This window comes from Microcoleus sp. ARI1-B5 (assembly GCF_036705795.1).
GTDB lineage: Bacteria > Cyanobacteriota > Cyanobacteriia > Cyanobacteriales > Microcoleaceae > Microcoleus.
The window spans coordinates 448,048-473,024 of the sequence record NZ_JAUBVK010000002.1; the positions used below are offsets into that span (position 1 = coordinate 448,048).

Consider the following 24,977-nt stretch of genomic DNA (forward strand, 5'->3'; position numbering starts at 1 on the left):
ACCTGGTAAATAGGGTTTTGATGGTACGGTTGGACGATCGGAACGGTTTGAGCGGTCGTAGCGCTGCACGGCTGGCAAGGTGGCAAGGTTGGAGAGGCTGCACGGTTGGTACGGTTGGCACAGTCTAGCGGCATGGTTGGAGCGGTGGCAGTGTCTAGCTTTTTTGCTTCACACTCGCACGTTGCAACACACTGCTTTTTTTAAAACTGGGATGAGGTGGGAGGGGGCTGGCACAGAGAGAGAGCGGTCAGAGCGCCGTGAGAGCGGTAGGGTATAGTTTTTATTGACTAAATACAAGAGTTCACTATAATAAATTTAAATTTGAAAAATTCATTGAGGTAATTGTTTATGACTGAATATCGTACTCGACATTATCTAAACGCTAATCTTGAGCTGAAATCAACTTCAGAAGGTGAGCAAGTCAAGGTTTCTTATCGACCACTTACTATAAACCAAAGTGTGTATTCAACTTCTAAGGAATATGTAACTCCCAATTATCCCATTCCTGAACAAGCTTTCATTCATGCAAAGGGATGGTTGGATTGTATGAGGTATTCTTATACTACTCGTGAGATTCCAAACGACAATGAAGATTCTTACAAAAAGGAATATGAGGAACTATTAGAGAATCTTGAAAATAATCGTTTTGAACAAGATGTTGATAATTCACGGGCTTCTAAGCAAGAACGAGAGTTAGCCTATCGACAAGGTTGGAAAAGTAAGTTAGACGAATTGAACAATACGGAAGTTATAAATCGCGAGTAGGATACTTATAACATGAATTAGCTGCAAGGGTTACAGGTTCTAGGCTGGGAAATGTGATTTTCCCCGCCTACATTTATTTAGCAAAGTAAGGTTGATGATATTCTCACGTCACTATCTAAAAATGGTGTGACTGTTAGCGAAACTTACAGGTTGCAATCAACCTAAATCCCTATCAGGGATTGAAACATGGCCTCAATCAGGTTGAGGGTGGAGATTTTCACTAATCGGTAGGTGGTTAGATGAATGCTAACCAATTAGCTATTGATCCGCCCTTAAACCTCTCCACTCAAAATCTGTTGAACCGTCAAACTTAGCTGTGGAAACATCGGAGATACGATCGCCTCTCCATCCCGAAACACCCCAACCTCAACATATTGCCCATTCTCAAGCCGCAAAACCGTCACCACTTCTTCTATTGGATCGATAACCCAATATTCTGCGATGCCCCGCGCTGCGTACTGAGCTCGTTTGCAATCGTAATCCCGATCGCTACCCACTCTACCCCGACTGACTACCTCCACAACAAACCGAGGAGGCAGCATATCGAAAGTGATAGTTAGCCTGGTTGCTGTCAGCGGAATGTGTTCAGGTTCCAGAATTATCAAATCGGGGTAGCGGTTGGCCGCATCGGACGATCGCAAAACGGCAACTTGAACCTCGCAATTATGCGTTTTAATCAGTCTAAGTGGCACTAGCCCGCTGCTAGCCAGATAGAAAAATAGATAGTTAGCAATGAAATTATTAGGTTCAGATTCTGGCGGCAAAGCGATTAACTCCCCATCAATTAACTCATAGCGTTGATCCGTATCATTTGAGTAATTAAGGTACTCGTCAAAAGTTAATTTTTTAGATTGAGCTTGTACCATAAAATTACCTTCCTTAATTTATTCGTCCCTTGCTGCAGGGAGTTTGTTTATATAGAAACGGTTTCAACCGCCGAATGATCTCAATCCAATCTGCTGTGCAAGTTCAGCAGGTGTCCCAGCCTCCATCGACAATCAACCCACAAGTGACATATTAAAAACTATCACAGTTCAAATCCTCTGGAATATAAACAATGATTTCAGATAAATTTCGACGGGAGTTGCGCGAACAAGCCAAACTCTGGCAAGCAGAAGGACTCATCGATACTTCATTCTACCAACAACTTTCGGAACGCTACCAATTCAACACACTCGAAACCGCCTCCCGCAACCGCTTCCTCAGCATTCTCATCAGTCTCGGCGGCATTCTCCTCGGTATAGGAGTCATCACCTTTGTAGCCGCCAACTGGCAAGTTTGGTCGCGAGAAGTGAGAGTTGCGCTGCTGCTAAGTCTTTTCGTAGCAGTTAATGCGGCGGGTTTCTATCTGTGGCGCATTCCCCCATCCCGAAGCCAAAACTCCAATCTCAATTTGCCCATAACAATAGGGCGAAACAAACTCCTAGGTGAAGGATTGTTGCTGTTAGGAGCTCTGATTTTAGGAGCAAATATGGCATTGATGGCACAAATGTTTCACATTGGCGGTTCTTCCTACGGACTTTACCTCACTTGGGGAATCGGCGTGATCGGAATGGCTTACAGTTTGCGGTTGACTTCCTTGGGCGTTTTGTCCGCACTTTTAGTCGGTTTAGGCTATTGGCTTGCCGTGTTAGATTGGTCTTCCAAAGTTGAGTTTTCTTGGCTGGAAGTTTTGGTGCGGCAAATGCCGATCGCAGCCAGTATAATGTTTGTGCCGCTGGCTTATTGGTGTCGATCGCGTGCTATTTTTGCCATAAGTGCGATCGCGATAATTTTTTCCCTACAAGTTTCAATCGTCCAAGGGTTAAATCAAACCTGGGGTACAGCAATTTTTTGCGCCCTACCGCCCGCTTTGCTGTGGGGATACGACGATGCAATGTGGCCGAAGGTACACAGCAGGATGTTTCAACCTACCGCCCGCAGTTTAGCACTGCTGTTTCTCGCCGGTTTGTTTTATCTTCTTTCTTTCTACGGGTTTTGGCAAGATTCGCCGAATCCTTCGCCAATTTCGCTGGATTGGGTTTTGCTGGCAAATGTGGTTGTTTTGGGCGGTTTCACGGTGTTTGAATGGCTGCACTTGGGACGTTTGGAACTGCGGCGACCAAAACAAAAAGGAGTGAATTTGACCACAGGTGCGATCGCACTTTTGATACTCATCACCGCTTTAATACCGCTTTACCACTTGAATTTTAATCGGATTCCAGAATTAGCGACTTTTCTGTTTAATGTTTTATCATTTCTGCTAGCCGTCTGTTTAATCCGAGAAGGTTTAGCTTTAGGAAACCGCAAGAGTTTTTGGGGAGGCATGGTATTAATCACGCTACAAATTCTCAGCAGAGTGTTGGAATATAACACAGAATTGTTGCTCAAATCTTTTCTATTTGTTTTGTGCGGAATTGGTGTTATTGCTGCTGGTTTGTGGTTCGAGCGCCACTTCGCAAAAATCCCCGATGAATAGAAATTATCCATCTCTCTCTTGTCTCACTCAGCGCCCTCTGCGGTCTCTGTGGTTTAATCCTTCCGAAACAACCCTAAACAATATAACCCATACCTAACATGAACACAAACAACATTGACTTATTAGTTAAAAATCCAGATACAACAAATGTGTTTCAGCTTTCCCCCGAAGCAAAACGCCTTCCCGCGTGGCGGCTGTGGGTTCCTTTACTCTTGCAAATCGGGCTAATTGCCGCCGTACCTGCTCCCGCAGTTTACACTTTTATGACTGGCAAAACAGTTGTTCTGCAAACAGCACCAGTAGACCCTTACGACTTTTTGCGCGGATATTACCAAGTTTTGAGCTATGATATTTCTGCTAACACAAATCTCCAAAAACTCCCCGGCTGGAAAGATTTACCTGCCGAAAAAACACCTTGTCCGCCCGGGGCTGTGTGTTCACAAAATACGCACAATGTCAAGCCACAAACCAGTTTTTATGTAATTTTAGAAGCCCCAAAAACTGCGACTAATCCCGGCCGCCCCCAAGCTTGGAAACCCGTCCGCGTCAGTCTAGAAAATCCCACCAATTTGCCCCCCAACCAAATCGCTATTAAGGGCAAATATAACGGTTGGCAGATGGAATACGGCTTAGAAACTTATTATATGCCAGAGCATGAAAGGGAAAAAGTCAATCAGGAGATTAGCGAAGCTCAAAGGAACCAGCGCCAATCATTTTTGGTAGAAGTAAAGGTTGACAAAACAGGCCATGCTGTGCCTGTGAGTTTGTGGGTGCGCGATCGCAATTATCGATTTTAGCTTGTTTCGCCGCCCGGTCGTGAAGCGCAGCTATCGTCCGCCGGAATCGACCGCGCGACCCTATCTTGGGTATTTTTGCTTAGGAATGGGTGGGTGGCGGGCGATCGAGATCCCAGGTCAAATCCCGTGAAATCGACTCAGAGCCCAGAATATCGGTAACAATTGGCGATCGGATTTGAATGCAATTGCCGACAACTCAATAGAATCTATTAAGATATATAGACTTGCGCTAATCTTGCGAATTCAAGGGCGCAAGTTCAGACTCTACTGGAGCTTCTCATGTTAGCCGAGCTAATCTCTTCCAGACGAATACTCAAGGCCAAACTCCTCGACTTCTTAGGACTTCCCGACGATTGCCAAGACAAAACAGATCGCATCGTCAACCAAATTGTATCCGTGCTGGAAGTAAACGCAGCCGAACAACAAAGATTTTGGGAGACCTTCAAAAGTGAATTAGCCGTCGATCCGGTAGAATTAGAAGCAATGCTCAAGTGTTCGGCAGCAGAACGCCAGCAGTGGATCGAACAAGGCAAGCTCCCAATTTTAGAATACCGCTCTTTCCGCAAATCAGGCATCCATTTAGAATATCCCGTTCACGACAGAAGATTCATCCTCACTCTCACGCCAACTGACATTAACAACTGGCGCAAAGAACCCAAAGGGTCGATTAAAAATAATCGCCAAATATCCGCCCCAATCAATACAGAAAACCCCGAACAAAACGAACAATCCCGAGTAGCTTTTAGTTCAGCGTGGGAAAAAATTATTGCCGACTGGAAAGAACAAGGTTCGGCGGAAATTTCAGCAACCTTCCAGCTAGCTTATTGGACAGTTTGGGCGTCCAGGTGGGCAAAAGAAAATCAGCTCAACAGCATTAAAGCAATTAAATCTAACGAAATCTACGAAACTCACCAGCAGGAATGGTACGAGCGCAAAAATCAAGCAGTCAAGTTACTGATTGAAATGCCCTACGCTATGCTTTACTTTTACCGTCCTCGCGATGCTGACAAATTATATCTCGAACTGTGCGACGACCACCAAGACATGATGAAAGATGATTACTATTGGGACAAGTGGGATTTTTTCTATCAGAACCGGAAACTGGTAAATAAGTGCCGCGAATGCGTGTACTGCGAAACCAAAGATTATTACTCGCTGTACTACCTTGAAATCAAGAGCGACAAGTTTCCCGATTTTAGTTTTTCTTTCCACACGCCGTACACGATCGGCCGCAAATTTTTGCCGCATCCAGAAACGCTTCCTGCTGTAGACCACGTAGAACAAGATGGCATTTTTCGCTTTGGCCGCCCGCTGCTGGAACAAGAGAAAGTTATTCACACAGAAAAGGATGTATTGCTCAAGTTTGAGGCGGCTTTGGCTGAAGCGAAAAAGTTTGTTTAGTCATTAGTCATTAGTCATTAGTCAGCAGTCATTAGTCATTAGTTGACAAGTATAGTAAGATGCGCGCGCCGACCTCAGAAACCGGGTTTCTGCCGAGATTTATTGTCACTCAACTCAAAATTCGTAGAAACCCGGTTTCTTACGCGCGCACGCCGACCTCAGAAACCGGGTTTCTTCCGAGATTTATCGTCACTCAACCCAAAATTCGTAGAAACCCGGTTTCTTACCCACTCACTAATGACTAATGACAACTGTCAACTGTCAACTGTCAACTGTCAACTGTCAACTGACTTTTGAACTTGAATAACTTGAATGCTGCCGCCAGCATAAAGTTTCGGTTGTTGAGCTTCGGCAGAATTGTACTGTTGAAATCCCACGTCGGCCAATACACTCCCCAAGTCAGTTTCGATTAACTCCCAAGCAGTTTCAGTCTCAAACAACCACAAAAACACAGCTAACCCAGGCCAAAACACCAGATTTGTGGGCCGATGAAAATCTACCAAAGTGAATACACCCCCAGGCTTGAGCGCGCGGTATACTTCCTGAAAGATTTGTCGCAATTGCGCCGATCGCATTTCGTGCATCGCAACGCTGCTGTGCACCAAGTCAAACTGACAGTCGCCAAAAGGCATCGACTCGGCAAAAGCTTCTACATAATGGGCTGAGGGTACATTTTTCCTGGCCCGTTGCAGAGATAATGGCGAAGCGTCCAGTCCTGTGACATCCTGGGAATATTTCACCAGAAATTGCGTAGTTTGACCGCTGCCGCAACAAAGGTCTAAAACTTTAGTTTCCGCGCCCACGCTCAAATTTTGCAACGCTAGCTGGCGAAAACGAGCTTCGCCACCTACGCTCACAGCAGCCAGACGGGCGATCGCATCGTAGAGCCACTGATACCGATAACTTAAATCTCTCAAAATTGTTGCCATATTCAAAATTATGTATACCTTGCTATCGACTTAAGATATTATTAAGTTATATGATAAAAATAAGTAACAGAACTGAGACGATGGGAGAGCCGTAACCGCTATGGGCCGTGTGGGAGTATTACTATTAAACTTGGGCGGGCCAGATAAAATCGAGGATGTCCGTCCTTTCCTGTTCAACTTGTTTGCTGACCCGGAAATCATTCGCATTCCGTTTCCGTGGATGCAGAAACCGCTCGCCTGGTTGATTTCGACCCTGCGCTTTCAAAAATCCCAGGAAAACTACCGCCAAATCGGGGGCGGCTCTCCTTTGCGGCGGATTACCGAGGAACAAGCCGCTTCGCTGCAAGAAGTCTTGCAGTCCAAGGGACAAGATGCTCGAGTATACGTGGGGATGCGTTACTGGCATCCTTTTACCGAAGAGGCGATCGCCAAAATTAAGCGCGATCGCATCGAACATTTGACAATCTTGCCGCTCTATCCTCAATTTTCCATCAGCACCAGCGGTTCTAGCTTCCGGCAACTAGAAGAAATCTGGGGCAAAGATCCAGCCCTCAATGAGATCGAATATACCGCTATTCCTTCTTGGTATAAGCGGCCGGGCTACATTCAGGCAATGTCGGAACTGATAGCCCAAGAATTAGACCACAGTCCAAATCCCGATCGAGTTCACATCTTTTTCAGCGCCCACGGCGTCCCCCTCAGCTACGTAGAAGAGGCTGGAGACCCCTATCAGCGCGAGATCCAAGATTGCACTCGTCTGATTGTGGAACATTTGAACCGATCGAACGAACACACTCTGGCTTACCAAAGTCGAGTCGGCCCGGTGGAATGGCTCAAGCCTTACACCGAAGAGGCGATTACCGAATTGGCAGAAAGTGGAGTTCAAGATTTGTTGGTAGTTCCAATTAGTTTTGTTTCCGAGCACATCGAGACTCTGCAAGAAATTGACATGGAGTATCGAGAATTAGCAGAAGAATCTGGGATAGAAAATTTCTACCGAGTCCCAGCCCTGAATACTCATCCGGTGTTTATTGAAGCCTTGGCAGATTTAGTCATCGAGTCTATAGAATCTCCCAGCGTTAAATTCTCTGATGTTATACGCCCTTCCAAGATAGTGAAAATGTACCCTCAAGAGCAGTGGGAGTGGGGTTTGACGACGGGGGCGGAAGTTTGGAACGGTCGTGTGGCGATGATTGGTTTTGTGGCACTATTGATCGAGTTAATTACGGGTCAAGGCCCCTTACACTCGATCGGCTTGCTTTAAAAAATCGGTTGTGCGATCGATCTTTTGAAGCGGTTTGGGCCCGCAATCAGTGGTGTCAACTTGAGTGTGAAATTGTTTATATCTCTGGTTGGTATCAAGCGTCTAGATCCCCCCGGCGCCCCCGCAACGATGGGGGGGAGAGGAAACGGCTTAAAGTCCCCGCAACGATGGGGGGGATGCCAGGGGGATCAGGCCTCGCGTCAAAGCGAGAGTTCTCAATGATTTGAGGCTTAAGTTGACACTCATACCCTGCAACCAGAACCAACAGCAAACAAATAATCTCAATCCAAAACCCGCCTCCCGCGTCTTAGCACCGCCAGAGGGCGGGTTTTGATTAGAAACTAAATTAATCGGGATCGCGCTTGCGGCGGCGGGGATTTCCCCCATCGCCCGGTATTCCCTGACTTCTGTACCAGCGGTACCACTCCTTAGAACTGCGAATTGCCAGCCACAGCAGCAGCATAGCAATTAAACCTCCCTGCCGCGGCGCATCAAAGGCAAACAAAACCAACGAAATACACAGAACATCTTGGAGGAAAATCACCCAAATCGGCAAACTCCTCAACCGGTAAAGCCATCCTGCTTGTACCAGTTGCAGCACAAAAGCCAACAAACCTCCGACAACACCAATAATCCACAGCATCCAAGGGTGAGCAATAACTTCGTCGATCGAACTTACCTGAGCGATCGCAATTGCCATAATTGCTCCTACAATGGGACTGAAAATAATTTGCACAACTTGCAGCACCCGCTGTCCTACAAAGGTTTTAGAAGCAAATAACTCTAACAGCGACCAACTTACCAAAATGGCGATCGCCACTTGGGGGTGAACCCCAGACAATAAAGGTATTTCCGACCAAAGTTTGTCAATCCGCAACAAACCAATTAACAGCAGGGGCAGGGCAATTCTCATACCCCCCGCCGCAGACGCAGAGAGCGCGGCTAGGAGTCCAACCATAATAATAATTTCAGTTTGTAAGGTGTGTTACAGCGTCGATCGATTTCAGAATTGGATTCCCCTGGTGGCTGGCGGTGATTTGAGCGATCTCTCCTCAAATAGCGACTTGAGCTTGAATATCACCCTCTATTTTAAGTGTATCTGCTCAATTGCTGCTTGGGACTACCAGATTGTCGCTCGACACAAGGTAGAAAGCACTTATGCAGAATTAGACCGGGATTGTGATTAAATTAGAAAGTATCGGAAAACCACCAGGTAAGCCGAAATAATTAAATTTAAGACGGCAGCTAACCAAGAGCTTTCCGGCAAATTATTCTCCAGTCTTCCCCCGAACCTCGAACTCCGAACCTCGAACCTCGAACCTCAACATCCGTTAAATCCGTTAAAAAATCCGTTGCCGAACTTCCTTCATCTTATGTCTGACTCATTATTTGCCGATGCCAGCCGCCGATTAGAAAGAGCCTTAAAATATGTATCCCTTTCCGAGGATACGATCGAGCGGCTCAAATATCCCAAATCCAGTTTAATTGTATCGATTCCCGTGCGGATGGACGACGGTTCCCTACGAATTTTCCAAGGTTATCGCGTGCGCTACGACGATACCAGAGGCCCGTCCAAAGGAGGAGTGCGCTACCACCCAAAAGTATCCCTAGATGAAGTGCAATCCTTGGCATTTTGGATGACGTTTAAATGTGCGGTTCTCAACATACCCTTTGGAGGAGCCAAGGGCGGAATTACTGTCAATCCCAAAGAATTGTCCAAACTCGAATTGGAACGGTTGAGCCGGGGTTACGTGGATGCGATCGCAGATTTCATCGGCCCAGATGTCGATATTCCCGCACCGGATGTCTACACCAATCCCATGATTATGGGTTGGATGATGGATCAGTACAGTATTATTAAAAGGCAGCTTTCTCCGGCGGTGGTGACAGGTAAACCAGTCACAATCGGCGGCAGTTTGGGCCGAGAAACCGCAACAGCAACCGGCGCTTTTTTTGTAATTCAAAATCTCCTGCCCAAATTTAACCGAACTCCCGGAGAGACAACTGTAGCCGTGCAGGGTTTCGGCAATGCCGGGGCAGAATTAGCAGAATTGCTCTCTAAAGCCGGTTACAAAGTTGTAGCTGTCAGCGATTCCCAAGGCGGAATTTATGCAAAAAAAGGGCTGGACATCCCCAGCATCCGCCGCTTTAAAGAGTCTAACAAAGGTATAAAAGCTATTTACTGCGAAGGTTCTGTTTGCAATATTGTCGAACACGAAATCTTGACAAACGAGCAGCTTTTAGCATTAGATGTAGACGTGCTAATTCCCGCTGCTTTGGAGAATCAAATTACTGAAGAAAATGTCAACGATGTTAAAGCAAAGTTTATTTTTGAAGTAGCTAACGGGCCGATTAGTTCGGCTGCGGATCTAATTTTGGAAGCGCGGGGAATTCAGGTAATCCCGGATATTTTAGTCAATGCCGGCGGCGTGACGGTTAGTTATTTTGAGTGGGTGCAAAATCGCAGCGGACTTTATTGGACGCTGGAGGAAGTCAACCAGCGGTTGAAGCATAAAATGGTTGAGGAAACTGAGGCAATTTGGAAAAAATCTCAGGAATTGTCGGTTTGCATGAGAACTGCTGCTTACGTGTACGGTTTGCACCGACTCGGTGAAGCTATGAATGCGAAGGGAACGCGGGATTATTACTTAAACGGTTGACCCAAGTGCTGGGAAGTGCGATCGCCCGATCGAACAATCCTACCGCAGTTATTCGAGAAAAGCGCCGTCTACGAACCAACATGGCAAAACTTGGCTCTGAATTGGGGGATTTTAGGATTGCACGCAGCAGTTTATTTGACCGCAACTTTGCTATTGCAGAAGCGGAAAGATATTTTCAAATAACCCACGATGGGCCGTTGCTCCGACACGGCCCCTGAAAGACGGATAAATTTTTTGCTATAATTAGTTTCATGCCAAGACAAGACATCTATCATGATTGCGTTAAAAATGCTTTAGCCAAAGATGGCTGGGAAATTACAGACGACCCGCTGACAATCGAATTTCAAGACCTGCGTCTCTATGCGGATTTAGCAGCAGAGAAGCTATTCGCGGCTGAAAGGAATCACCGAAAAATTGTTGTAGAAATCAAAAGCTTTACGAGTCCTTCATTAGTTTCCGAACTCGAAAAAGCTGTCGGACAATACAATATATACCGAGGCTTTTTGAGGCGGCAGCATCCCGAAAGAGAAATATATTTAGCAGTACCTCAACAAATTTATCAAGGATTTTTTAGGCGTGTTTCTATTCAAACGATCGTTCAAGACCAAGAAATTAAGTTAATTGTTTTTAATGCAAGTTCTGAGGAGATAGTACAATGGATAAGCTAGAAAACTATCGGCAGATAGTTCAAAAAATTGTAGCCGTTCACGGACAGTATAAATCCAGTCAGCCAGAAATTGAAAGTCTGACAATTTGCGATCGACAAAACGATAACTATTTATTGATGGGTGCAGGATGGAATCAAACAGGCAGAGTTCACAATATTATTGTGCACCTCCGAATTCGCGAAGGGAAGATTTGGATTGAATGGGATGGTATTGAGGAAGGAGTGACTCAAGAATTGCTCGAAGCAGGAGTTTTACCGCAGGATATCGTGCTGGCTTTTTATCCTCCAGAAATGCGGGTTAATACTGGGTTTGCAGTTGCTTAATATCAAACCCAATTCAAGTCTAATATTCTCCTTGACTGTGTAACGACAGATTTCAACGCGGGAGACTACAGGAGAGAACCGGAAACCAGAGCTACGCGAAAACCGATGAGCATGAAGCGACGGCCCACAAAATCCCTGACACGATAGGCACCGCGGCAAGTGAGCGCAGAATCGAACCAGGAACCGCCACGCAGCACTCGAGCATTCCTTGTGCCAGTTTCCCAGGAACTTCCGTCACTTGGTGCACCGTTACAGTCTTCGTGCCACGTATCGCTGCACCACTCCCAAACATTGCCGTGCATATCGCACAGTCCAAAGGCATTGGGGGGAAAACTCCCGACATCGGTTGTTTGTTGACGGTAAAGTCCTGTGGGGGCGTTTGCGTAGCGCCCGTATCCGTTATAGTTGACTAATTCCGGGGTAATGGTTTCCCCAAAATGAAATGGGGTTGTAGTTCGGGCACGGCAGGCGTATTCCCATTCTGCTTCACTCAGAAGGCGATATTTTTTCCCGGTTTGTAGCGAGAGTTTGCCACAGAATTCTACGGCATCATCCCACGATACATTTTCTACAGGACGTTTTTCACCTTGGAAATGCGAGGGCTTGTTTCCCATCACTGCTTGCCACTGTGCTTGGGTGATGGGATATTTGCCTGCAAAAAAAGCTGGTACTGTGACTTGATGCTGGTGACTTTGCTGATAATTTACTCCCTCTTCGTCGTTGGGGCAACCCATCATAAATGTGCCACCGGGAATGTAAACCATTTCCAGTACAATTGAGTTACCTAAGTCTTCAGGGAAGGATAGAGCAAAGGACTTACTGCGGCTGTTTTCTTTTCCATACGCATCAACTGTAATGACATCAAAGTCAAATGTAGGGAGATAGTCTTGGAACTGCGGTTTTATCTTTAAGTCATCCCTATCTTTCAGCAGGGAATAGGCAGCTAATTTTATCTGCATTGACTCATCCTGCAATGCTTGAATTATCAAATCTAACCCTGCTTCTCCATATTTCAGCGCTTCGGAGAGTGCGGCGATTCTAACTTCGATCGCGGGCGATCCCAAGCGGCTTTTAACACCGGGAATGCCTCCGAGTACCGCAGCATTGACAGGAATTAAATTTTGACCGCCCTTGACTGCATCGTATTCTCTAGGTTCATTTTGATTGTCTGACATGATTTCAACCAAGGACTTTTGCTAGTTTATCCGGCGACAAAGGAGGCATCGCCAGCAATTCCTCAACCGAGAAAGGTTGGGGTTGAGGAATTGCAGCTTCAGAGTCCATGAGTTCTCGAATTTTATCAAAAATCAAAACTGCTTCTGCTTCGCCGTCAGTTAGTTTATCGTAAAAATAAGGTATCGAAAACCAATGCTCAAAAGCAATCTCTAACAAACCGTTAGTTGCTAATTGCACTTGCCAGTACCGAGAATATCTGCCATCCATTATCTCAAATAACGGCGCTGGATTCTCTATAGGATAATAAGTATAGCGCTCGTCGCAAATACAGTACCCTAAATTTCCTTGCCATTGGGAGATAGCATAGACAGTATACTCTTTACCGACTATCAATTTAAATTCAGTTTCTTTGGTAATGTCTAGCGGTGGATTTAGGTAATTTTCCGGCAAGTCTGCTCCTTTGTTGGCAATGCAGCGAATTTTCATATTATATTAACCTCACTGGTTTTTAGGTGCGATCGCAGAACTTAGATATGTAACGTGTACACCGGGCCGCGCACCTTACCGCTATTGCACGCAGCCAAATACCGTAGGGTGCGGATCTGTCGATAATCTGCCGATCGGCTTGAAAATTTCGCAGTGGGGCACCCTACAAATACTTAATCTACCAAATCGTCTAAGGAAAGTTTCAGGAGGTCGCACAATGCTTTCGTCTGTTCTAGATATAACTTTGGAATATGTCGGCCCGCTTCCCAATTTTTCACCGTCGTTACAGTCACGCCCAATTCATCAGCAACTTGCTGCTGTGTCAAAGACAGCGATTGCCGTCGCTGTTTGAGTTTTTCCCCCACACTACTCATTCACTGTACCGATTTCAGAATTTTTATGGTTAACTTGACTTAACTGACATCTTGCACCAATCTCAATGGGAGGTTTTTCGTGGGGTGGGGGCGGGTTTATTTAACCTGTTTGCAAGCTTGAAGGCTGTTGGCGAACCCGCCCCTACAGGTTATTGAAAGATGCACCCTACTTAATTATGCCAGTTACGTTTAGGAATGTCCAGAAATACCTCTATCAAGGATTTCTAATTTTTGTGCGAGTCAAAAAAAGAAATCCCCAAATTCAGGGGATTTCTCATATTTAAACCATCGATAATCTACTTCGTCTCCGGCATCAAACACTTATCAGAATCGCAGCCAGCCGGCCCGGAATCCATCATTTCACCCAAATCGTAACGCCTCAAAGCCGCGTGGAAAACATCAATTTCGCGGCGCGCTAATGCCTCTTCCACCATTTTGGTGTAAGTTTCCTTGTTTATCGGTTCAAAGGGCAAACGGGGGAAAGTTTCCAGAGCATCAAACCGAGCTAAAAGTGCTGCGGAAATATAGCCTTCGTCATCGCGAATTGCTTCGTAAATCCGAGTACCCAAACTTTCAACTTCATTTTCCCGCAATTCAATCGTCGCCGAAGTATTGTGTCTGACATAGAACTTTTGCACTTGCATATAAAAGTCCATTTGTGCCGATGCCGAGAATTTGTTAATATCAATTTCATCGGCACCGGGTAAGTCAGCCCAACTTACAGCAACGGGGATTTCTACCAGCCATTCCGTGCAGCGTTCATCGAAGGGATTGTTCAGCAAATTGCCGTTTTCATCTTTGTCAGATTGAGACGGAATTACGTTGTATCCGTAGTCGATGCAAGCGAGGGCTACGGGGTCGTTTTTGCGGAAAGTGATTCGGCGAATGAAACGCTGGGCTTTCGGCGGATGCCACCCCGGAGAAGCGCCTGTGAGCAGAGATTTGGTACCCGATGGTTGGACGGTTGTGCAGCGATTGGGGCGTTTTAAGGAATGGCGATCGCAATAATCCCATACTACCTCATTCACAATCTCCCGCCAACCAGTCAAATACTCTTCTTCCCGCTGTTTAAAAGCGATTCCCTGGGGAGTTTGCGGGCGGCCTTCCACCCACCAGCGCAGCCACTCCACGCCGAAAGCGTGAACGAAGAAATCGAACAATCCAGTAAATGATACACCGACGATCGGGTCTAATTCGCGGCTGTATTGGTAGCGCGGTTCGAGAAATTTGTGATTGAGAAGTACCGCGACAGATAGAGCTCCGGCCCTGAAAGCTTCCTCCTGTTCTTTGAAATTGTAAGGGTCAATTTGATTGAGGTGGATCTCCGAAAGGTTGCAGAAAAAATTAGAGCCGATGATTTCACCACAGGGGTTTAATCCAACACGGACTAACCGATGCTCTAACTCGCCAGCAGTCATATCAGGATAGCGTTTCTGCAACCAATCTTTAGCTTTTCCTTCGTTGTAAGCTTTCAAAAACTCAAGTTTAAGACTCGGTGTTGAAAGTAAGTCAACGTTAGATCGAGCTACAGCTTCGCCGGCCCATTGAATCGCACCTTCGCCGCTGTAATACTGTTTTCGGACAGCATCAATACATTCTTCTAGTGTAGGTTTGCTATGAAAAACACGGGTATGATTTGCCATACGAAGGGCATCGCGTTCTGGATCGATTCTCCAGTTACCGCTTTCATCTTGTTGCCACAAATTGTTTTTAGCATTTGCGCCTAGTTCATCACCAGATTCAAACTGACGCATACCGGCACTGTTGTGCACTAACAACCCATCAGCAATAAATTCGTGATCTCCTTCGACTTCAATATCAAAAGTTTCAACTTCACCCGCCGGTGCTACAAACATAACTTCTATTGGCAACCAGTGAGGATTTACCAAGTCTTCTGCTAAGAGAGTGTCAAAGTTAGCATCTCGGAAATATCCGGGTCTGCTTTTGGCATCGCTCCAGAGTACATCAGCTCTACAAATAGTTTCAGGTTTCCATCCTGTTGCTGCTAACTCTTTAGCAAATTGATAGGGTAAAGTCAGCCCATTCTTTTTAGCTAACTTGAGCGTGAAATCATCTCGCACTGCAAACTGATTAATTAAAGCTACAGCTACAGCTTGGGATTGCAAGCCTCGAATGTGAATACAGTGGCAACCATCATAGATTTTGTCTCTGCCTTTCAAAGTTTTAGGCTCGCGTTCGTACAATGTAGTAGCAATTCCCAAGGAGAGGGCTAGCTTTTGTGCTTCTCGTAAAAATTCTAACTTGCTAGAGTTGACCAAAACATTTCGAGAAGGAGTGCCATCTGCATCGCTCAATCCTGCGAGAAAAGCAGCTCTAATTTCAGGAGTACCTTTCCAGATTATTTCTGGAATTACTGGAACTCCCCAAGGTTGTTTGTATTTTAAGAGTTCTTCAGCTAGATCTTTCCGATAAACCTTGATGAAGCCACAATGTCCCTTGCTCCCACAAGCAACAGTGGGAGTATATCCTAGATTGTGGAGAATACGGAGGCATTTTTCACCTAGTTTGCCCTCAAGTCGAGATTTAGAGAAAGCAAAGACAACTTCAGACTGTCCAGTTTTTCGCCGATTGGCATACCCATCTCCAATATAGAAGCCTACCAACCAAGCATAATCAGTGCTGGCACAATCAGCACCTTTATTATGAGGAACAGATATCAGACGATCGCCTTTCTGCAATTCGCCTGCATATTTCCAAGTGTAAGACCGCAGTCCGTCATAGACAGCAACGCGATGATTAGCAGTACAACGAATCGAAGTTACTGGGGTGCGGATTTCTACAACATCCTGAGTACCTTGGATAAATTTATTGACAACAGGATGATATTCACCCGATGAAGTTAACACCAACTCCCCAACCTGAATATCTTGGATAGGCTTCATTCCAGAAATAGCTGAAACCCTTGCTCCGTAAGCGATACATCTGCGTATGTTCCCCGCGACGATTGTGACCGCAGCTTCGTCAATCAATACGCAGCATTCTACTGAATTCAACTGCCGCCCTTGAGCTTTATTCAAAATTGCGGCGCACCGCTGATAAAGGTCGGGCAATTTCACCGGATTTGCTACTCCGCCAAAGCCTTTTAAAGGTTCTCCCACGGGGCGAACGTCGCTCAAATCGATGAAGATTTGAACAGAGCCAGCAAATCTTTCATCTGTGGATAATTCCAGCAAAGCTTGATAGGATTTTACCCAACCTTGGCGGGAGTCTCCGACATAAATAGTGGCGGTTTTTTCGTCTATTTTTACTTCGGTTTCTTGGCGGCGTTCTAAAGCTGGTGTAGAGCCAATTTCTCCTTGGACTGTGACCGTTAAACGGTTGCGAATCGGCGGCAGTCGATCGATATATTGTGGTTCCAAGACGGCGCCTGTGCCGCAGCCCATCATTGCCAAATCCATCAACAAACCAAAGGCGCGCCAGTCGAGAATATTGGTTGAGGAACAGTTATATGCGCCGGAAAAGTTCTCTGGTTGTTCGATCCATTTGCTGCCGCCTACCCACAGCCAGCGGCCTGAAGCGAGGGTTTTGAGCTCGTTTTGCATCCGGTGCAGCAGTTGTGTTTCTTCCGGGGTGAGGTTTCCCAGCTTTTGTAGACCCTTGACGGTTCGATCGCACACTTGGGCCCAAGTCTCCCGCCCTGTCTCGGTACGGCGGCTGTACGTCCTGAAAAATACTGGATTTGCTGCGGGTGCTGTTTCGGGAAAATCGGACAGGTTGCGTTTTTCGCTGGCACTCGATCGCTCTAATTCTCGAACCATAGGTTGTGTACTGACGTGTCGGAATATATCAACAGACTACGAATATACAACAGGATTCAGATTTAGGGTAACAGGTTAATATATTTGACAATTTGCACTAAATATGGGGCACAGAAGTCTACAAGCTCGATCGGGCGATCGGCCCAAAACTTCACCAAAAAACCCGATTTATTCTAGAAACCGGGTTAAGCACAAATATTGTCACTTGTCAATTATTTGTCAATAAAAACTCAATATTGGGTAACAGCGGGTCTTGAACAACCCCCACACCGTTAAATCCCCAACGTTCGAGCAGCTTTTTCACCGACGAACCCGGAATCGATTCTACTCCGAATCGATCGGCAACATCAGCAGCATGAGCGTTGAGATAGCTCAAAGCATCATAGTCTTCGCGAAACATCAGCAGGTAACTAACTGCCGAATCTGGATTGGGATTGGCCGAGAGATATTTGCCATCCGCTCGGGAACGTAGCAAGTAAAAAACTTGGGATAACATCTTATCTTTGTTGTCAAAATAATATGTTACCTCAAATTGGGAATTGGGAATGGGGAATTGGGAATGGGGAATTGGGAATTGGGAATTGGGAATTGGGAATGGGGAATTGGGAATTGGGAATTGGGAATGGGGAATTGGGAATTGGGAATTGGGAATTGGTCATTGCCCAAACGATTAGACTTGCATTGCATAAATCTTTGATGCGAGCCGGTCAACCGCTCCTTCAAGGTAGAGCGACGCAGATAAACGCAGATAATTTCAAGATAAGAGAGCGAATAAATGCAATGCAAGTCGATTTTAGATTGACCTAAAGTCAATCTAAAATCGCTCTTAATGTAGCAGTTAAATCAAAGTCAGTGCCAAACCTTTAATCGACGATCGCCCGTCGCCAATTTGACCGACGATCGAAGCCCGACCGGTCGTCAAATTAATATTGTACAGGCTCGAAACTCCCCCAACCTCGATCGCAGCCAAAGCCGTCTCGTTGCCGCCAACACTCCTCACATCAAAGCCGAGAACGCTAGAAGCATCAATTCCCAAAGGCCCGATCGAATTTAACACTCCATTATTCGGCGGATCTTGGCGCACCAAAACATCCAAATTGCTGTCAATTACAAACAGCGTTGTCGAAGTTGCCCCCGCAAAGTTATTCACATACGCAGCCCCCACAGCCGCAGTCGGATTTCCAACATTGGGATCGCCCGCCCGGTAAGCCAAATTCCCGTCGAGTTGAATTCCCCCCGTCACGGTGTCAGAATCGACAATTGCCCCCGTATCCGGGTTGAGGCGGGCGTTTTGACCCGCTTGATTGACAAACCGAATGCGATCGACTGTCGGATTGAAATCAAAACCCGCAGCCCCGGGAGTTAGCCCAACAGCAAACTGCCCGCTACCGACTTGACTTGCAGCCCCAGTCACCGGATCGATCGCGTACAAGCGATTGCTAGAACCCACACCGTAAAGCAAACCGTTAGCGGGGCGAAAATCAATCCCCAGCAAACTTTCTCCCGGCTGCAACCCCGTAACTGTCGCGTCGCTGAGAATCGCCCGCGGTGCCGCCTCGTTAAAACCGACAATTGTTTCAACACCATTTCTGACAGTTAAGGCGTAAGCTGTAGGCAAAGGCAAAGCCAAACCGTTAATCTGTCTTCCGCCGGCAATTTGACCCGCGAAGGAAGCTTGACCTGTACTTAAATTGATATTGTACAAGCCCGAAACGCCGCCGACTTCCAATGCTGCCACCGCGACATCGCGCCCGCCAATACTCCTGATATCAAAGCCGAGAACGCTAGTAGCATCAACTCCCAAAGAGCCGATCGTATTTAACACTCCATTATTCGGCGGATCTTGCCTTACCAAAACATCTGCATTGCTATCAAGGACAAACAAAGTTGTTGAAGTCGCCCCGGCAAAATTGTTCGTGTAAGCAGCCCCTACACCTGCAGGAGAACTTCCAGAATTGCGATCGGCCGCGGCATAAGTTAAATTGCCATCGAGTTGAATTCCTGCCGTTGATGTATTAAAATCAACAATTGCCCCCGTATCCGGGTTGAGGCGGGCGTTTTGACCCGCTTGATTGACAAACCGAATGCGATCGACTGTCGGATTGAAATCAAAACCCGCAGCCCCGGGAGTTAGGGGAACAGCAAACTCCCCGCTACCGACTTGACTTGCTTCTCCGGTTCTCGGATTGACAGTATACAAGCGATTGCTAGAACCCACACCGTAAAGCACGCCGTTAGCCGGCCGGTAATCAATTCCCAGCAAACTTTCTCCCGCTTGCAATCCAGTCACGGGAAAATCTGAGATCACACTTCCGGGATTGGAAAGACTAAAACCGACAATCCGATTGTCGGGAGTTAAACCATAAGCCGTTGTCCGCGGTGGAGGCGGGGGAGTGGGAACAATGCTGTTAATATTATTAGTGAAATTTGCCTGCCCGATCGCGCTTTGTCTCACCCCTTTGAGAGTAGCGAGAAATTCTCCAGTCACCCGGTCTTGAATAACAGTATCGTTTCCAGCTTCCAGAATATTCAAGTCGCTAAAACTGACACCTTCCCCCAAACCGATTAAATCTGTACCGACTGCAAAATCGGCGATCGCATCAGCATTTGCCAAACTAACACCGCCGCTGGTACGAAAAGGATCGGCATTAGCATAGCGCCTCAAAACAAATAAGTCTGCACCGTCGCCGCCGATCAGGATATCAGTATCTCTATCCCCCGACAAAACATCATTGCCGGAGTTTCCCGAGATGGAATCGCTGCCTTTTCCGCCCACTAAAAAATCGTTACCTTCTCCGCCGTTAACAGTATCGTTATCTAAATCTCCAAAAATCGAATCTTGACCTGAATTCCCCTCTATCAAATCGCTTTGTTTGCCTCCAAAGATGCTGTCATTTCCCGAGTTTCCAGCAATGGTGTCATTGCCCGCCAAACCAAACATAGCGTCATTTTCGGGAGTTCCTGCTAGCAAGTCTGCTTGTGCGGTGCCTCTAATTTCTGCCACGATCTAATCACCCTCTAAATTTTATACTTCCGTTGCCTAAAGGCGGCGGTATTCTCAGTTCAAAATATCACAAATTCGCACTTTTAGGAGAGTTTTTATTATTTGCTGCTGTAGGGGTTGGTTGCCATAAAAGTATTACACGCAGCTAAAATGATACATAAACCAGCCCCCCGATTCAAATAAACCCACTCCTAAATACAGATTGCTCAGCCGTATTTTATAGTTGGGTGTGTAGCCTGCAGGCGATCGCATCTCTAATGCAAACAGGCAAGCTGAACTTTTTAGCGGTGCGAACTTATGAAATTTTGTACTGCGTTCATTAGTAATATACGCTGACTCTATAATTTTGGATCTGTCCAGTCCGAAATTATTTTTCAACTTTAATCTTAAAGCCTGCGAAAGTGGGCTTTGTCTGTGCAGCGGCGACCACCATCGATCAATATAAAGTGGATTATAAATGCACAATTTGCATAATAAGTTAGTTAAACAGTCGTCTGAAAACGACTTAAGCTTTCAGGCAGGGGTTTAAATCCCTGCCTGAATCGGAGTTTCACGTTGGAGCCATTCTCCTGCTTTTTCAAGCTTTTAGCAGGGCTTTAGAAGCTGATTCCCCTGCGAGTTTGAGTTGCGATCGCAATTTGAGATTCAACAACACCAAGACACTCCACTGACTCAGTATGGAGAAGAGCCAAATCGTATTTCCTGACGCGGCTGTATACGGCGAAAACAAAACGCCACCAAATGTTGAAGACAACCACAAAAGAGGAGCTTTTTCTGGGGTTAGCAAGAGCATAGATAAAATCAGAGGTGGCAACAAGAGAGCGCTGCCGACTGTGCAGGCGGCCCAAATTTCCTGATTTCGAGTTTTTGCAAATAGGAATAGTTGGGCGATGGCTGCGTAAATTAGGATGAGATTCAGACAGGAAATTACACCCCAAAATCCGTTTATATGGTTTTTTTCCAACAGCGCCCAAGGTGTTAAAATTATGACTGAGCTGAGGAAATTGATCGCGATCGCAACTACAGCCGGACTTTTTTCGCTCCAAATTAAATCGAGTAGCGGGTAGCGCCGCCACAACTTGTGACTGCTGGGAACGATTTGTTGGCGATACCTCGCCCAATCGTACAAAGATTGTCTGTCAGATGTTAAAGCAGCAATTAAAGCTAAGAACATCAGCAAATTCAAAACCAGTAAGGTGGGGAGACTACAGACTGATATGGGGTTTGATTGGAGTGCAAACCCTAAAATTATTGGCTGACAGCAGATAACTAGCAAATAACTTTGCCGTTTGCTCAAAACTGTAGCACTGGGATTTGGAAAGCGGCGCTGCCATCCCTGCCACATCCAGTAGGTTCCTGTACCACAAACCAAGAGAGACAAAGCAAGGCCACTCGCAATATTTGTACCCACTGGCGAGTAAAACCATTGCCACTTGTCTAAGTATTCAAAATTTACAGAATCGAAACCATGAATTTTATTAACACCAACTCCAAAAAGCAGATATCTCAGCATAGCAATGGGAGACAAAAATGTTAGCAAATCCCAAGCACTGCGCGTCAATTCGAGCGCACCAGAAATCCAAAACATCACAAAAACCGTAGCGCTAGCCAACCAAGGTTGAAATCCTCCCAACCAACTGGTTGTCAATCCAAATAGCATCGCACTGCTGTAAAATAAAGCACAGCTAGCTGCAACCGCTGTGTAGAAACAGAAAATTTCATTCAGGGGTATTTGAGCAGCTAATCCAGCGTACAGGTGCAGGGGTACGGTCAGCACTGTTGCTAAATAAAGTAAAATTGGTACGCCAAGAATTTTGCCCAGAAAAATTGTTTTGGCAGACTGGGGACTGAGGCGAATAAAGTTGAGCGTCCCGCGGCGTTCCTCCTTGTCTAAGTCGCTGACAAGCATATAAGTCCCTGCTACTAATAAAGCTAACACGCTCAATATGCTCAGCCACATGAATATCTCGATCCACCACACTGGCCAGTTAATGGCAAAGTTGCCCAAGGCATCTCTGACGCACTGTTTCTCATTCTCATAGAAGGGATGAACAATGTTGAAAGTGCAAAATGTGCGATAGATGGGGTCAGTGTACTCCCCATGAGGAGGAGCAACTATCAGGGCGCTGAAATACATGAACAGCAGCAGTTGACCGCAGAGGGAAAGGGCAGATGCGATCGCGATATTGCCCATTTTCAAGCGGCCTTTGATTTCTCGAAATAACTGAGGATTCCAGTTGCCGATTCGATCGAGTAAGTTGAATGTCATGGTAATTGGTGATTAGGAATGGGTGATGAGTTAGTTATAACTCACTATCTTTCTCGTTTGTATGGAAGTTTTGATCCCCCTAAATCCCCCTTAAGAAGACCCACTTTGAGTGCTTCCAGTTCCCCCCTTCTTAAGGGGGGCTAGGGGGGATCGAGTTGCTCATCGTCAGATGGTTACTCATACTACTTTTGACCTTAAATTGACATCAATGACCCCGTTCCCGCCCTTGATAAAGAGGAAACGAGCAAATTAGGATGCTTGCTGGTGTCCCATTTTGAGGAAAATGGTTTCTAAATCTTCTTGAGTGCAGTGGAATTCTGTTAGCGGAATCTTCGCCGCGACGAGTTCCCGTAATAAATTTGCGGCATCTTCCGGGCTTCCTGAAAAATCAACGCACACCTGCTGAGTTTCCGGGATTATTGCCCAATTTTCCACCCAAGGAAAGTTTTTTAATGCCGATGTTAGCGCTGCTAATTTATTTCCTAAAACCGACATGAAAATTTGCTGGCGGCTGAGGCGTTTGTAAAGTTCTTGTAAAGGTGCGCTTTCGACCAGATATCCGAGTTCCATGATACCGACCCAGGTACAAAGTTCGGCTAAGTCGCTGAGAACGTGAGATGATATGACTACGGTCATGCCGGCTTCTTGCAAAACTTTGATAATTTCGCGGAACTGCATTCGGGCGATCGGATCTAAGCCAGAAACCGGTTCGTCTAACAACAACAATAGCGGTTCGTGGATAATAGTTCTCCCCAAACTCAGGCGCTGTTTCATCCCCCGCGACAGGGTGGAAATTAAGCTGTTGCGCTTGTTGGTTAGTTGCACGAGTTCTAACACGGAGTTGATTCGCTCTCGGCGGCGCGGTTGCTGGAGGTTGTAGAGTCGGGCAAAATAGTCTAAATAATCCCAAACAGTCAAGTCGTCGTAGAGGGGAAAGTCGTCGGGAAGAAAGCCAATGCGCTGTTTGAGAATCGGGTGCGATCGATCGCGCAATAACCTATCCCCGTTGATGTAAATTTCCCCTATAGTCGGTTCCTCAGCCGCCGCCAACATCCGCAGCAAAGTAGTTTTGCCGGCACCGTTGGGGCCGATCAGTCCGCATACTTCGCCTGCTGCTACTTGCAAATCGATGTCATTGACAGCTATATGGCGATCGAATTGTTTCGTCAGCCCGCGAGTTTCTATTGCTAGTTGTTTTGCCATGTTTGGAGGGTGAATGAAGTTTTATCGGTGCATTCCTGGGAATAATAGGAGTTATATCGAGTCCGATTGATTTGAGGGGATTATTCGTTGGGGAGGGCGGGTTTATTTAACCTGTCTGCAAACTTTAAGCCTACTGGCGAACCCGCCCCTACAGCTAATGGACAATGCTGCAATATCTCAGATAGATCCGATCCGTTATTACAAACGCCATGTCTTGTAGGGGCAGGTTCAGCGACAATAATTGCCGAAAACCGACAATCTCATAAACCTGCCCCCGCCCGACGACAAATCGCTAATCTACCGGACAGAATATTACGCATCAACACCAAAGAAACCGGGTTTTTGTCGCTTTTAGGTGCTATAAATAAGTATTCCCCAAAAAAAACCGTTTTCGATCACCCGTGCGTAAATTGCCCCAATCGGGGTAGGCACGGGGACACTACCCCTACAAATCTTCATGAATGATTGAGAGTTGTTATAGATTAAGTCTGCACGGAAAATTCCTCTGGATCGATATCCCAATTTACCCAGCGAATTGCCTCCCTAGCTGATGTCAGGTTAGGTGGAACTCTCAAAGCGTGAATGAATCCCGTACTTGGACAAGTCATTTTTAACAAATAAATATGCTCCCAATCCGAGGCATTATCTATTTTTAATAGTACATATTCCTGCCAACTATCTATTTGTTTTGCTGACAATTCTTGAATTATGCGATCGTAACCAATTCCTTGAATTAACACTCGCCTCAGCTCGGCATTGTCTTCTGTTAAAAGCCACTGGGATTGCCATTGATTTGGGTGGAGTTGCCCGTATTTTTCAGGCAATCTGACGCCGTGATAATAGTAAAAATTCCATCCGTCCGCAAACTCAATGGCAGGTTCTCCTTCCGCGTGCAAGCGGTTTTGACTGTCAAAGCGCAGGTGGGGGCGATCGCATACATAACAAATCTTTTCAAACGGAAATATCCAACCGCAATGCTCGAAAAGCAGCTTTTGGCAGCGATGTATTTCTTTTGCCTTTTGGGAAAGATTGACGCCTAATGAAGAGATATGCCATTCAGTCAAATAGATTTCTTTAAACAAATTCGTGGGGGTTTCAGATAATTTTAGGTATGACAAATTAGCCGGCAAAACATTCCCCATCGTTCGTTGCGAGCGCTCATATTCGTCAACAAATTCGTTGATTAGCGAACTCAGTGTGCTGTCTGCTTCGGGCTCGACGATCGTCATGCCCTCGAACTCATACTCCCACACTGCCGCACTTGCAAATTCTCTCACAATCGATGAGGACATCCATTTCCACTCTAGCTTTTTCCCCAATCTATTCCAATGCCCTTGGTTTGAGCAGTTTTGTGAATGGTCCTGTTTGAGCAAGTTGAAGATTTGGATATAAGCGTCGCGGGGACTGCTGCAAATAATAAC

Annotated in this window: 22 protein-coding genes and 1 pseudogene; 11 read left to right on the top strand and 12 right to left on the bottom strand. The window is 46.1% G+C overall.

Translation table 11 applies throughout. The features are described from left to right. Window positions 1-348: 348 nt before the first annotated feature. Entirely contained in the window at window positions 349-765 is a 417-nt protein-coding gene (locus tag QUB63_RS04730) for a hypothetical protein (RefSeq protein WP_332943642.1), read from the top strand. A gap of 272 nt (window positions 766-1,037) precedes the next feature. Here the strand turns inward: QUB63_RS04730 and QUB63_RS04735 are convergent, their stop codons facing one another. Then, window positions 1,038-1,631: a Uma2 family endonuclease gene (locus QUB63_RS04735; protein WP_332943643.1), complete on the bottom strand. Its 594-nt coding sequence runs from the start codon at window positions 1,629-1,631 to the stop codon at window positions 1,038-1,040. A 191-nt stretch (window positions 1,632-1,822) separates the two neighbouring features. Between QUB63_RS04735 and QUB63_RS04740 the strand changes: the two genes are divergently transcribed. From QUB63_RS04740 to QUB63_RS04750, 3 genes are all read left to right on the top strand, one after another. Continuing rightward, entirely contained in the window at window positions 1,823-3,223 is a 1,401-nt protein-coding gene (locus QUB63_RS04740) for a DUF2157 domain-containing protein (RefSeq protein ID WP_332943644.1), read from the top strand. Between the two features lie 98 nt (window positions 3,224-3,321). After that, window positions 3,322-4,020, top strand: coding sequence for a GDYXXLXY domain-containing protein (locus QUB63_RS04745; RefSeq protein WP_332943645.1), 699 nt, complete (start codon window positions 3,322-3,324; stop codon window positions 4,018-4,020). 279 nt (window positions 4,021-4,299) lie between these two features. Then, a complete protein-coding gene (locus QUB63_RS04750; RefSeq protein ID WP_332943646.1) occupies window positions 4,300-5,421 on the top strand; it encodes a hypothetical protein in 1,122 nt (373 codons plus the stop codon). Window positions 5,422-5,696: 275 nt separating this feature from the next. On the opposite strand, the gene QUB63_RS04755 is transcribed toward QUB63_RS04750, so the two are convergent. After that, complete coding sequence (locus tag QUB63_RS04755; protein WP_332943647.1) at window positions 5,697-6,350, bottom strand: class I SAM-dependent methyltransferase; 654 nt, start codon at window positions 6,348-6,350, stop codon at window positions 5,697-5,699. 100 nt (window positions 6,351-6,450) lie between these two features. On the opposite strand from QUB63_RS04755, the gene hemH reads away from it, so the two are divergent. Next, window positions 6,451-7,614: a ferrochelatase gene (gene hemH / locus QUB63_RS04760; protein ID WP_332943648.1), complete on the top strand. Its 1,164-nt coding sequence runs from the start codon at window positions 6,451-6,453 to the stop codon at window positions 7,612-7,614. 346 nt (window positions 7,615-7,960) lie between these two features. Here the strand turns inward: hemH and QUB63_RS04765 are convergent, their stop codons facing one another. Then, window positions 7,961-8,572, bottom strand: a complete 612-nt coding sequence (locus QUB63_RS04765) for a DUF4126 domain-containing protein (RefSeq protein WP_332943649.1) — start codon at window positions 8,570-8,572, stop codon at window positions 7,961-7,963. 22 nt (window positions 8,573-8,594) lie between these two features. Here QUB63_RS04765 and QUB63_RS04770 point away from each other — a divergent pair, with 22 nt between their 5' ends. The 5 genes from QUB63_RS04770 (at window position 8,595) to QUB63_RS04790 (ending at window position 11,265) form a co-directional block, all read left to right on the top strand. Further along, window positions 8,595-8,801 carry a hypothetical protein gene (locus QUB63_RS04770; protein WP_332943650.1) on the top strand — a complete coding sequence of 69 codons (207 nt, stop codon included), beginning with the start codon at window positions 8,595-8,597 and terminating at the stop codon, window positions 8,799-8,801. A 186-nt stretch (window positions 8,802-8,987) separates the two neighbouring features. Beyond that, a complete protein-coding gene (locus QUB63_RS04775) occupies window positions 8,988-10,274 on the top strand; it encodes a Glu/Leu/Phe/Val family dehydrogenase (RefSeq protein ID WP_332943651.1) in 1,287 nt (428 codons plus the stop codon). Then, window positions 10,271-10,492: a hypothetical protein gene (locus QUB63_RS04780; RefSeq protein ID WP_332943750.1), complete on the top strand. Its 222-nt coding sequence runs from the start codon at window positions 10,271-10,273 to the stop codon at window positions 10,490-10,492. Before QUB63_RS04775 ends, QUB63_RS04780 begins: the two co-directional genes overlap by 4 nt. Before the next feature lie 33 nt (window positions 10,493-10,525). Then, the gene (locus QUB63_RS04785) at window positions 10,526-10,942 is read left to right on the top strand and encodes a XisH family protein (protein ID WP_332943652.1); all 417 of its coding nucleotides are present in this window, start codon (window positions 10,526-10,528) and stop codon (window positions 10,940-10,942) included. After that, window positions 10,930-11,265, top strand: coding sequence for a XisI protein (locus QUB63_RS04790; protein WP_332943653.1), 336 nt, complete (start codon window positions 10,930-10,932; stop codon window positions 11,263-11,265). Before QUB63_RS04785 ends, QUB63_RS04790 begins: the two co-directional genes overlap by 13 nt. A 65-nt stretch (window positions 11,266-11,330) precedes the next feature. On the opposite strand, the gene QUB63_RS04795 is transcribed toward QUB63_RS04790, so the two are convergent. The 5 genes from QUB63_RS04795 to QUB63_RS04815 all read right to left on the bottom strand — a co-directional run bounded on the left by QUB63_RS04795 (window position 11,331) and on the right by QUB63_RS04815 (window position 17,576). Further along, window positions 11,331-12,440 carry a formylglycine-generating enzyme family protein gene (locus tag QUB63_RS04795; RefSeq protein ID WP_332943654.1) on the bottom strand — a complete coding sequence of 370 codons (1,110 nt, stop codon included), beginning with the start codon at window positions 12,438-12,440 and terminating at the stop codon, window positions 11,331-11,333. A 4-nt stretch (window positions 12,441-12,444) separates the two neighbouring features. Further along, window positions 12,445-12,927, bottom strand: coding sequence for a hypothetical protein (locus QUB63_RS04800; RefSeq protein ID WP_332943655.1), 483 nt, complete (start codon window positions 12,925-12,927; stop codon window positions 12,445-12,447). Window positions 12,928-13,100: 173 nt separating this feature from the next. Further along, on the bottom strand, window positions 13,101-13,301 hold the full coding sequence (locus tag QUB63_RS04805) for a helix-turn-helix transcriptional regulator (RefSeq protein WP_015175486.1): 201 nt from the start codon (window positions 13,299-13,301) through the stop codon (window positions 13,101-13,103). A 296-nt stretch (window positions 13,302-13,597) separates the two neighbouring features. Beyond that, complete coding sequence (gene nrdJ / locus QUB63_RS04810; RefSeq protein WP_332943656.1) at window positions 13,598-17,080, bottom strand: ribonucleoside-triphosphate reductase, adenosylcobalamin-dependent; 3,483 nt, start codon at window positions 17,078-17,080, stop codon at window positions 13,598-13,600. Window positions 17,081-17,288: 208 nt separating this feature from the next. Next, window positions 17,289-17,576 carry a hypothetical protein gene (locus tag QUB63_RS04815; RefSeq protein ID WP_332943657.1) on the bottom strand — a complete coding sequence of 96 codons (288 nt, stop codon included), beginning with the start codon at window positions 17,574-17,576 and terminating at the stop codon, window positions 17,289-17,291. A gap of 23 nt (window positions 17,577-17,599) precedes the next feature. Here QUB63_RS04815 and QUB63_RS04820 point away from each other — a divergent pair, with 23 nt between their 5' ends. Then, complete coding sequence (locus QUB63_RS04820) at window positions 17,600-17,887, top strand: hypothetical protein (protein ID WP_332943658.1); 288 nt, start codon at window positions 17,600-17,602, stop codon at window positions 17,885-17,887. A gap of 31 nt (window positions 17,888-17,918) precedes the next feature. Here the strand turns inward: QUB63_RS04820 and QUB63_RS04825 are convergent, their stop codons facing one another. The 4 genes and pseudogenes from QUB63_RS04825 to QUB63_RS34985 all read right to left on the bottom strand — a co-directional run. Beyond that, the gene (locus QUB63_RS04825) at window positions 17,919-20,084 is read right to left on the bottom strand and encodes a DUF4394 domain-containing protein (RefSeq protein WP_332943659.1); all 2,166 of its coding nucleotides are present in this window, start codon (window positions 20,082-20,084) and stop codon (window positions 17,919-17,921) included. A 577-nt stretch (window positions 20,085-20,661) separates the two neighbouring features. Next, window positions 20,662-22,353: a hypothetical protein gene (locus QUB63_RS04830; RefSeq protein WP_332943660.1), complete on the bottom strand. Its 1,692-nt coding sequence runs from the start codon at window positions 22,351-22,353 to the stop codon at window positions 20,662-20,664. Between the two features lie 249 nt (window positions 22,354-22,602). Beyond that, window positions 22,603-23,556: an ABC transporter ATP-binding protein gene (locus QUB63_RS04835; RefSeq protein WP_332943661.1), complete on the bottom strand. Its 954-nt coding sequence runs from the start codon at window positions 23,554-23,556 to the stop codon at window positions 22,603-22,605. Between the two features lie 482 nt (window positions 23,557-24,038). Then, window positions 24,039-24,548 (bottom strand): annotated as a pseudogene (locus tag QUB63_RS34985) (DUF6745 domain-containing protein); the annotation flags it as partial. Between the last annotated feature and the right edge of the window lie 429 nt (window positions 24,549-24,977).

Excerpts from the sequence above, each read along its gene's own strand:
- QUB63_RS04755 (WP_332943647.1), bottom strand. The coding sequence starts at position 6,350 with ATGGCAACAATTTTGAGAGATTTAAGTTATCGGTATCAGTGGCTCTAC.
- QUB63_RS04790 (WP_332943653.1), top strand. The coding sequence starts at position 10,930 with ATGGATAAGCTAGAAAACTATCGGCAGATAGTTCAAAAAATTGTAGCC.
- QUB63_RS04830 (WP_332943660.1), bottom strand. The coding sequence starts at position 22,353 with ATGACATTCAACTTACTCGATCGAATCGGCAACTGGAATCCTCAGTTA.
- QUB63_RS04775 (WP_332943651.1), top strand. The coding sequence starts at position 8,988 with ATGTCTGACTCATTATTTGCCGATGCCAGCCGCCGATTAGAAAGAGCC.
- QUB63_RS04835 (WP_332943661.1), bottom strand. The coding sequence starts at position 23,556 with ATGGCAAAACAACTAGCAATAGAAACTCGCGGGCTGACGAAACAATTC.
- QUB63_RS04735 (WP_332943643.1), bottom strand. The coding sequence starts at position 1,631 with ATGGTACAAGCTCAATCTAAAAAATTAACTTTTGACGAGTACCTTAAT.
- nrdJ (WP_332943656.1), bottom strand. The coding sequence starts at position 17,080 with ATGGTTCGAGAATTAGAGCGATCGAGTGCCAGCGAAAAACGCAACCTG.
- QUB63_RS04800 (WP_332943655.1), bottom strand. The coding sequence starts at position 12,927 with ATGAAAATTCGCTGCATTGCCAACAAAGGAGCAGACTTGCCGGAAAAT.
- QUB63_RS04765 (WP_332943649.1), bottom strand. The coding sequence starts at position 8,572 with ATGGTTGGACTCCTAGCCGCGCTCTCTGCGTCTGCGGCGGGGGGTATG.
- hemH (WP_332943648.1), top strand. The coding sequence starts at position 6,451 with ATGGGCCGTGTGGGAGTATTACTATTAAACTTGGGCGGGCCAGATAAA.
- QUB63_RS04730 (WP_332943642.1), top strand. The coding sequence starts at position 349 with ATGACTGAATATCGTACTCGACATTATCTAAACGCTAATCTTGAGCTG.
- QUB63_RS04785 (WP_332943652.1), top strand. The coding sequence starts at position 10,526 with ATGCCAAGACAAGACATCTATCATGATTGCGTTAAAAATGCTTTAGCC.
- QUB63_RS04820 (WP_332943658.1), top strand. The coding sequence starts at position 17,600 with ATGTTACCTCAAATTGGGAATTGGGAATGGGGAATTGGGAATGGGGAA.
- QUB63_RS04750 (WP_332943646.1), top strand. The coding sequence starts at position 4,300 with ATGTTAGCCGAGCTAATCTCTTCCAGACGAATACTCAAGGCCAAACTC.
- QUB63_RS04795 (WP_332943654.1), bottom strand. The coding sequence starts at position 12,440 with ATGTCAGACAATCAAAATGAACCTAGAGAATACGATGCAGTCAAGGGC.
- QUB63_RS04740 (WP_332943644.1), top strand. The coding sequence starts at position 1,823 with ATGATTTCAGATAAATTTCGACGGGAGTTGCGCGAACAAGCCAAACTC.
- QUB63_RS04815 (WP_332943657.1), bottom strand. The coding sequence starts at position 17,576 with ATGTTATCCCAAGTTTTTTACTTGCTACGTTCCCGAGCGGATGGCAAA.
- QUB63_RS04805 (WP_015175486.1), bottom strand. The coding sequence starts at position 13,301 with ATGAGTAGTGTGGGGGAAAAACTCAAACAGCGACGGCAATCGCTGTCT.
- QUB63_RS04745 (WP_332943645.1), top strand. The coding sequence starts at position 3,322 with ATGAACACAAACAACATTGACTTATTAGTTAAAAATCCAGATACAACA.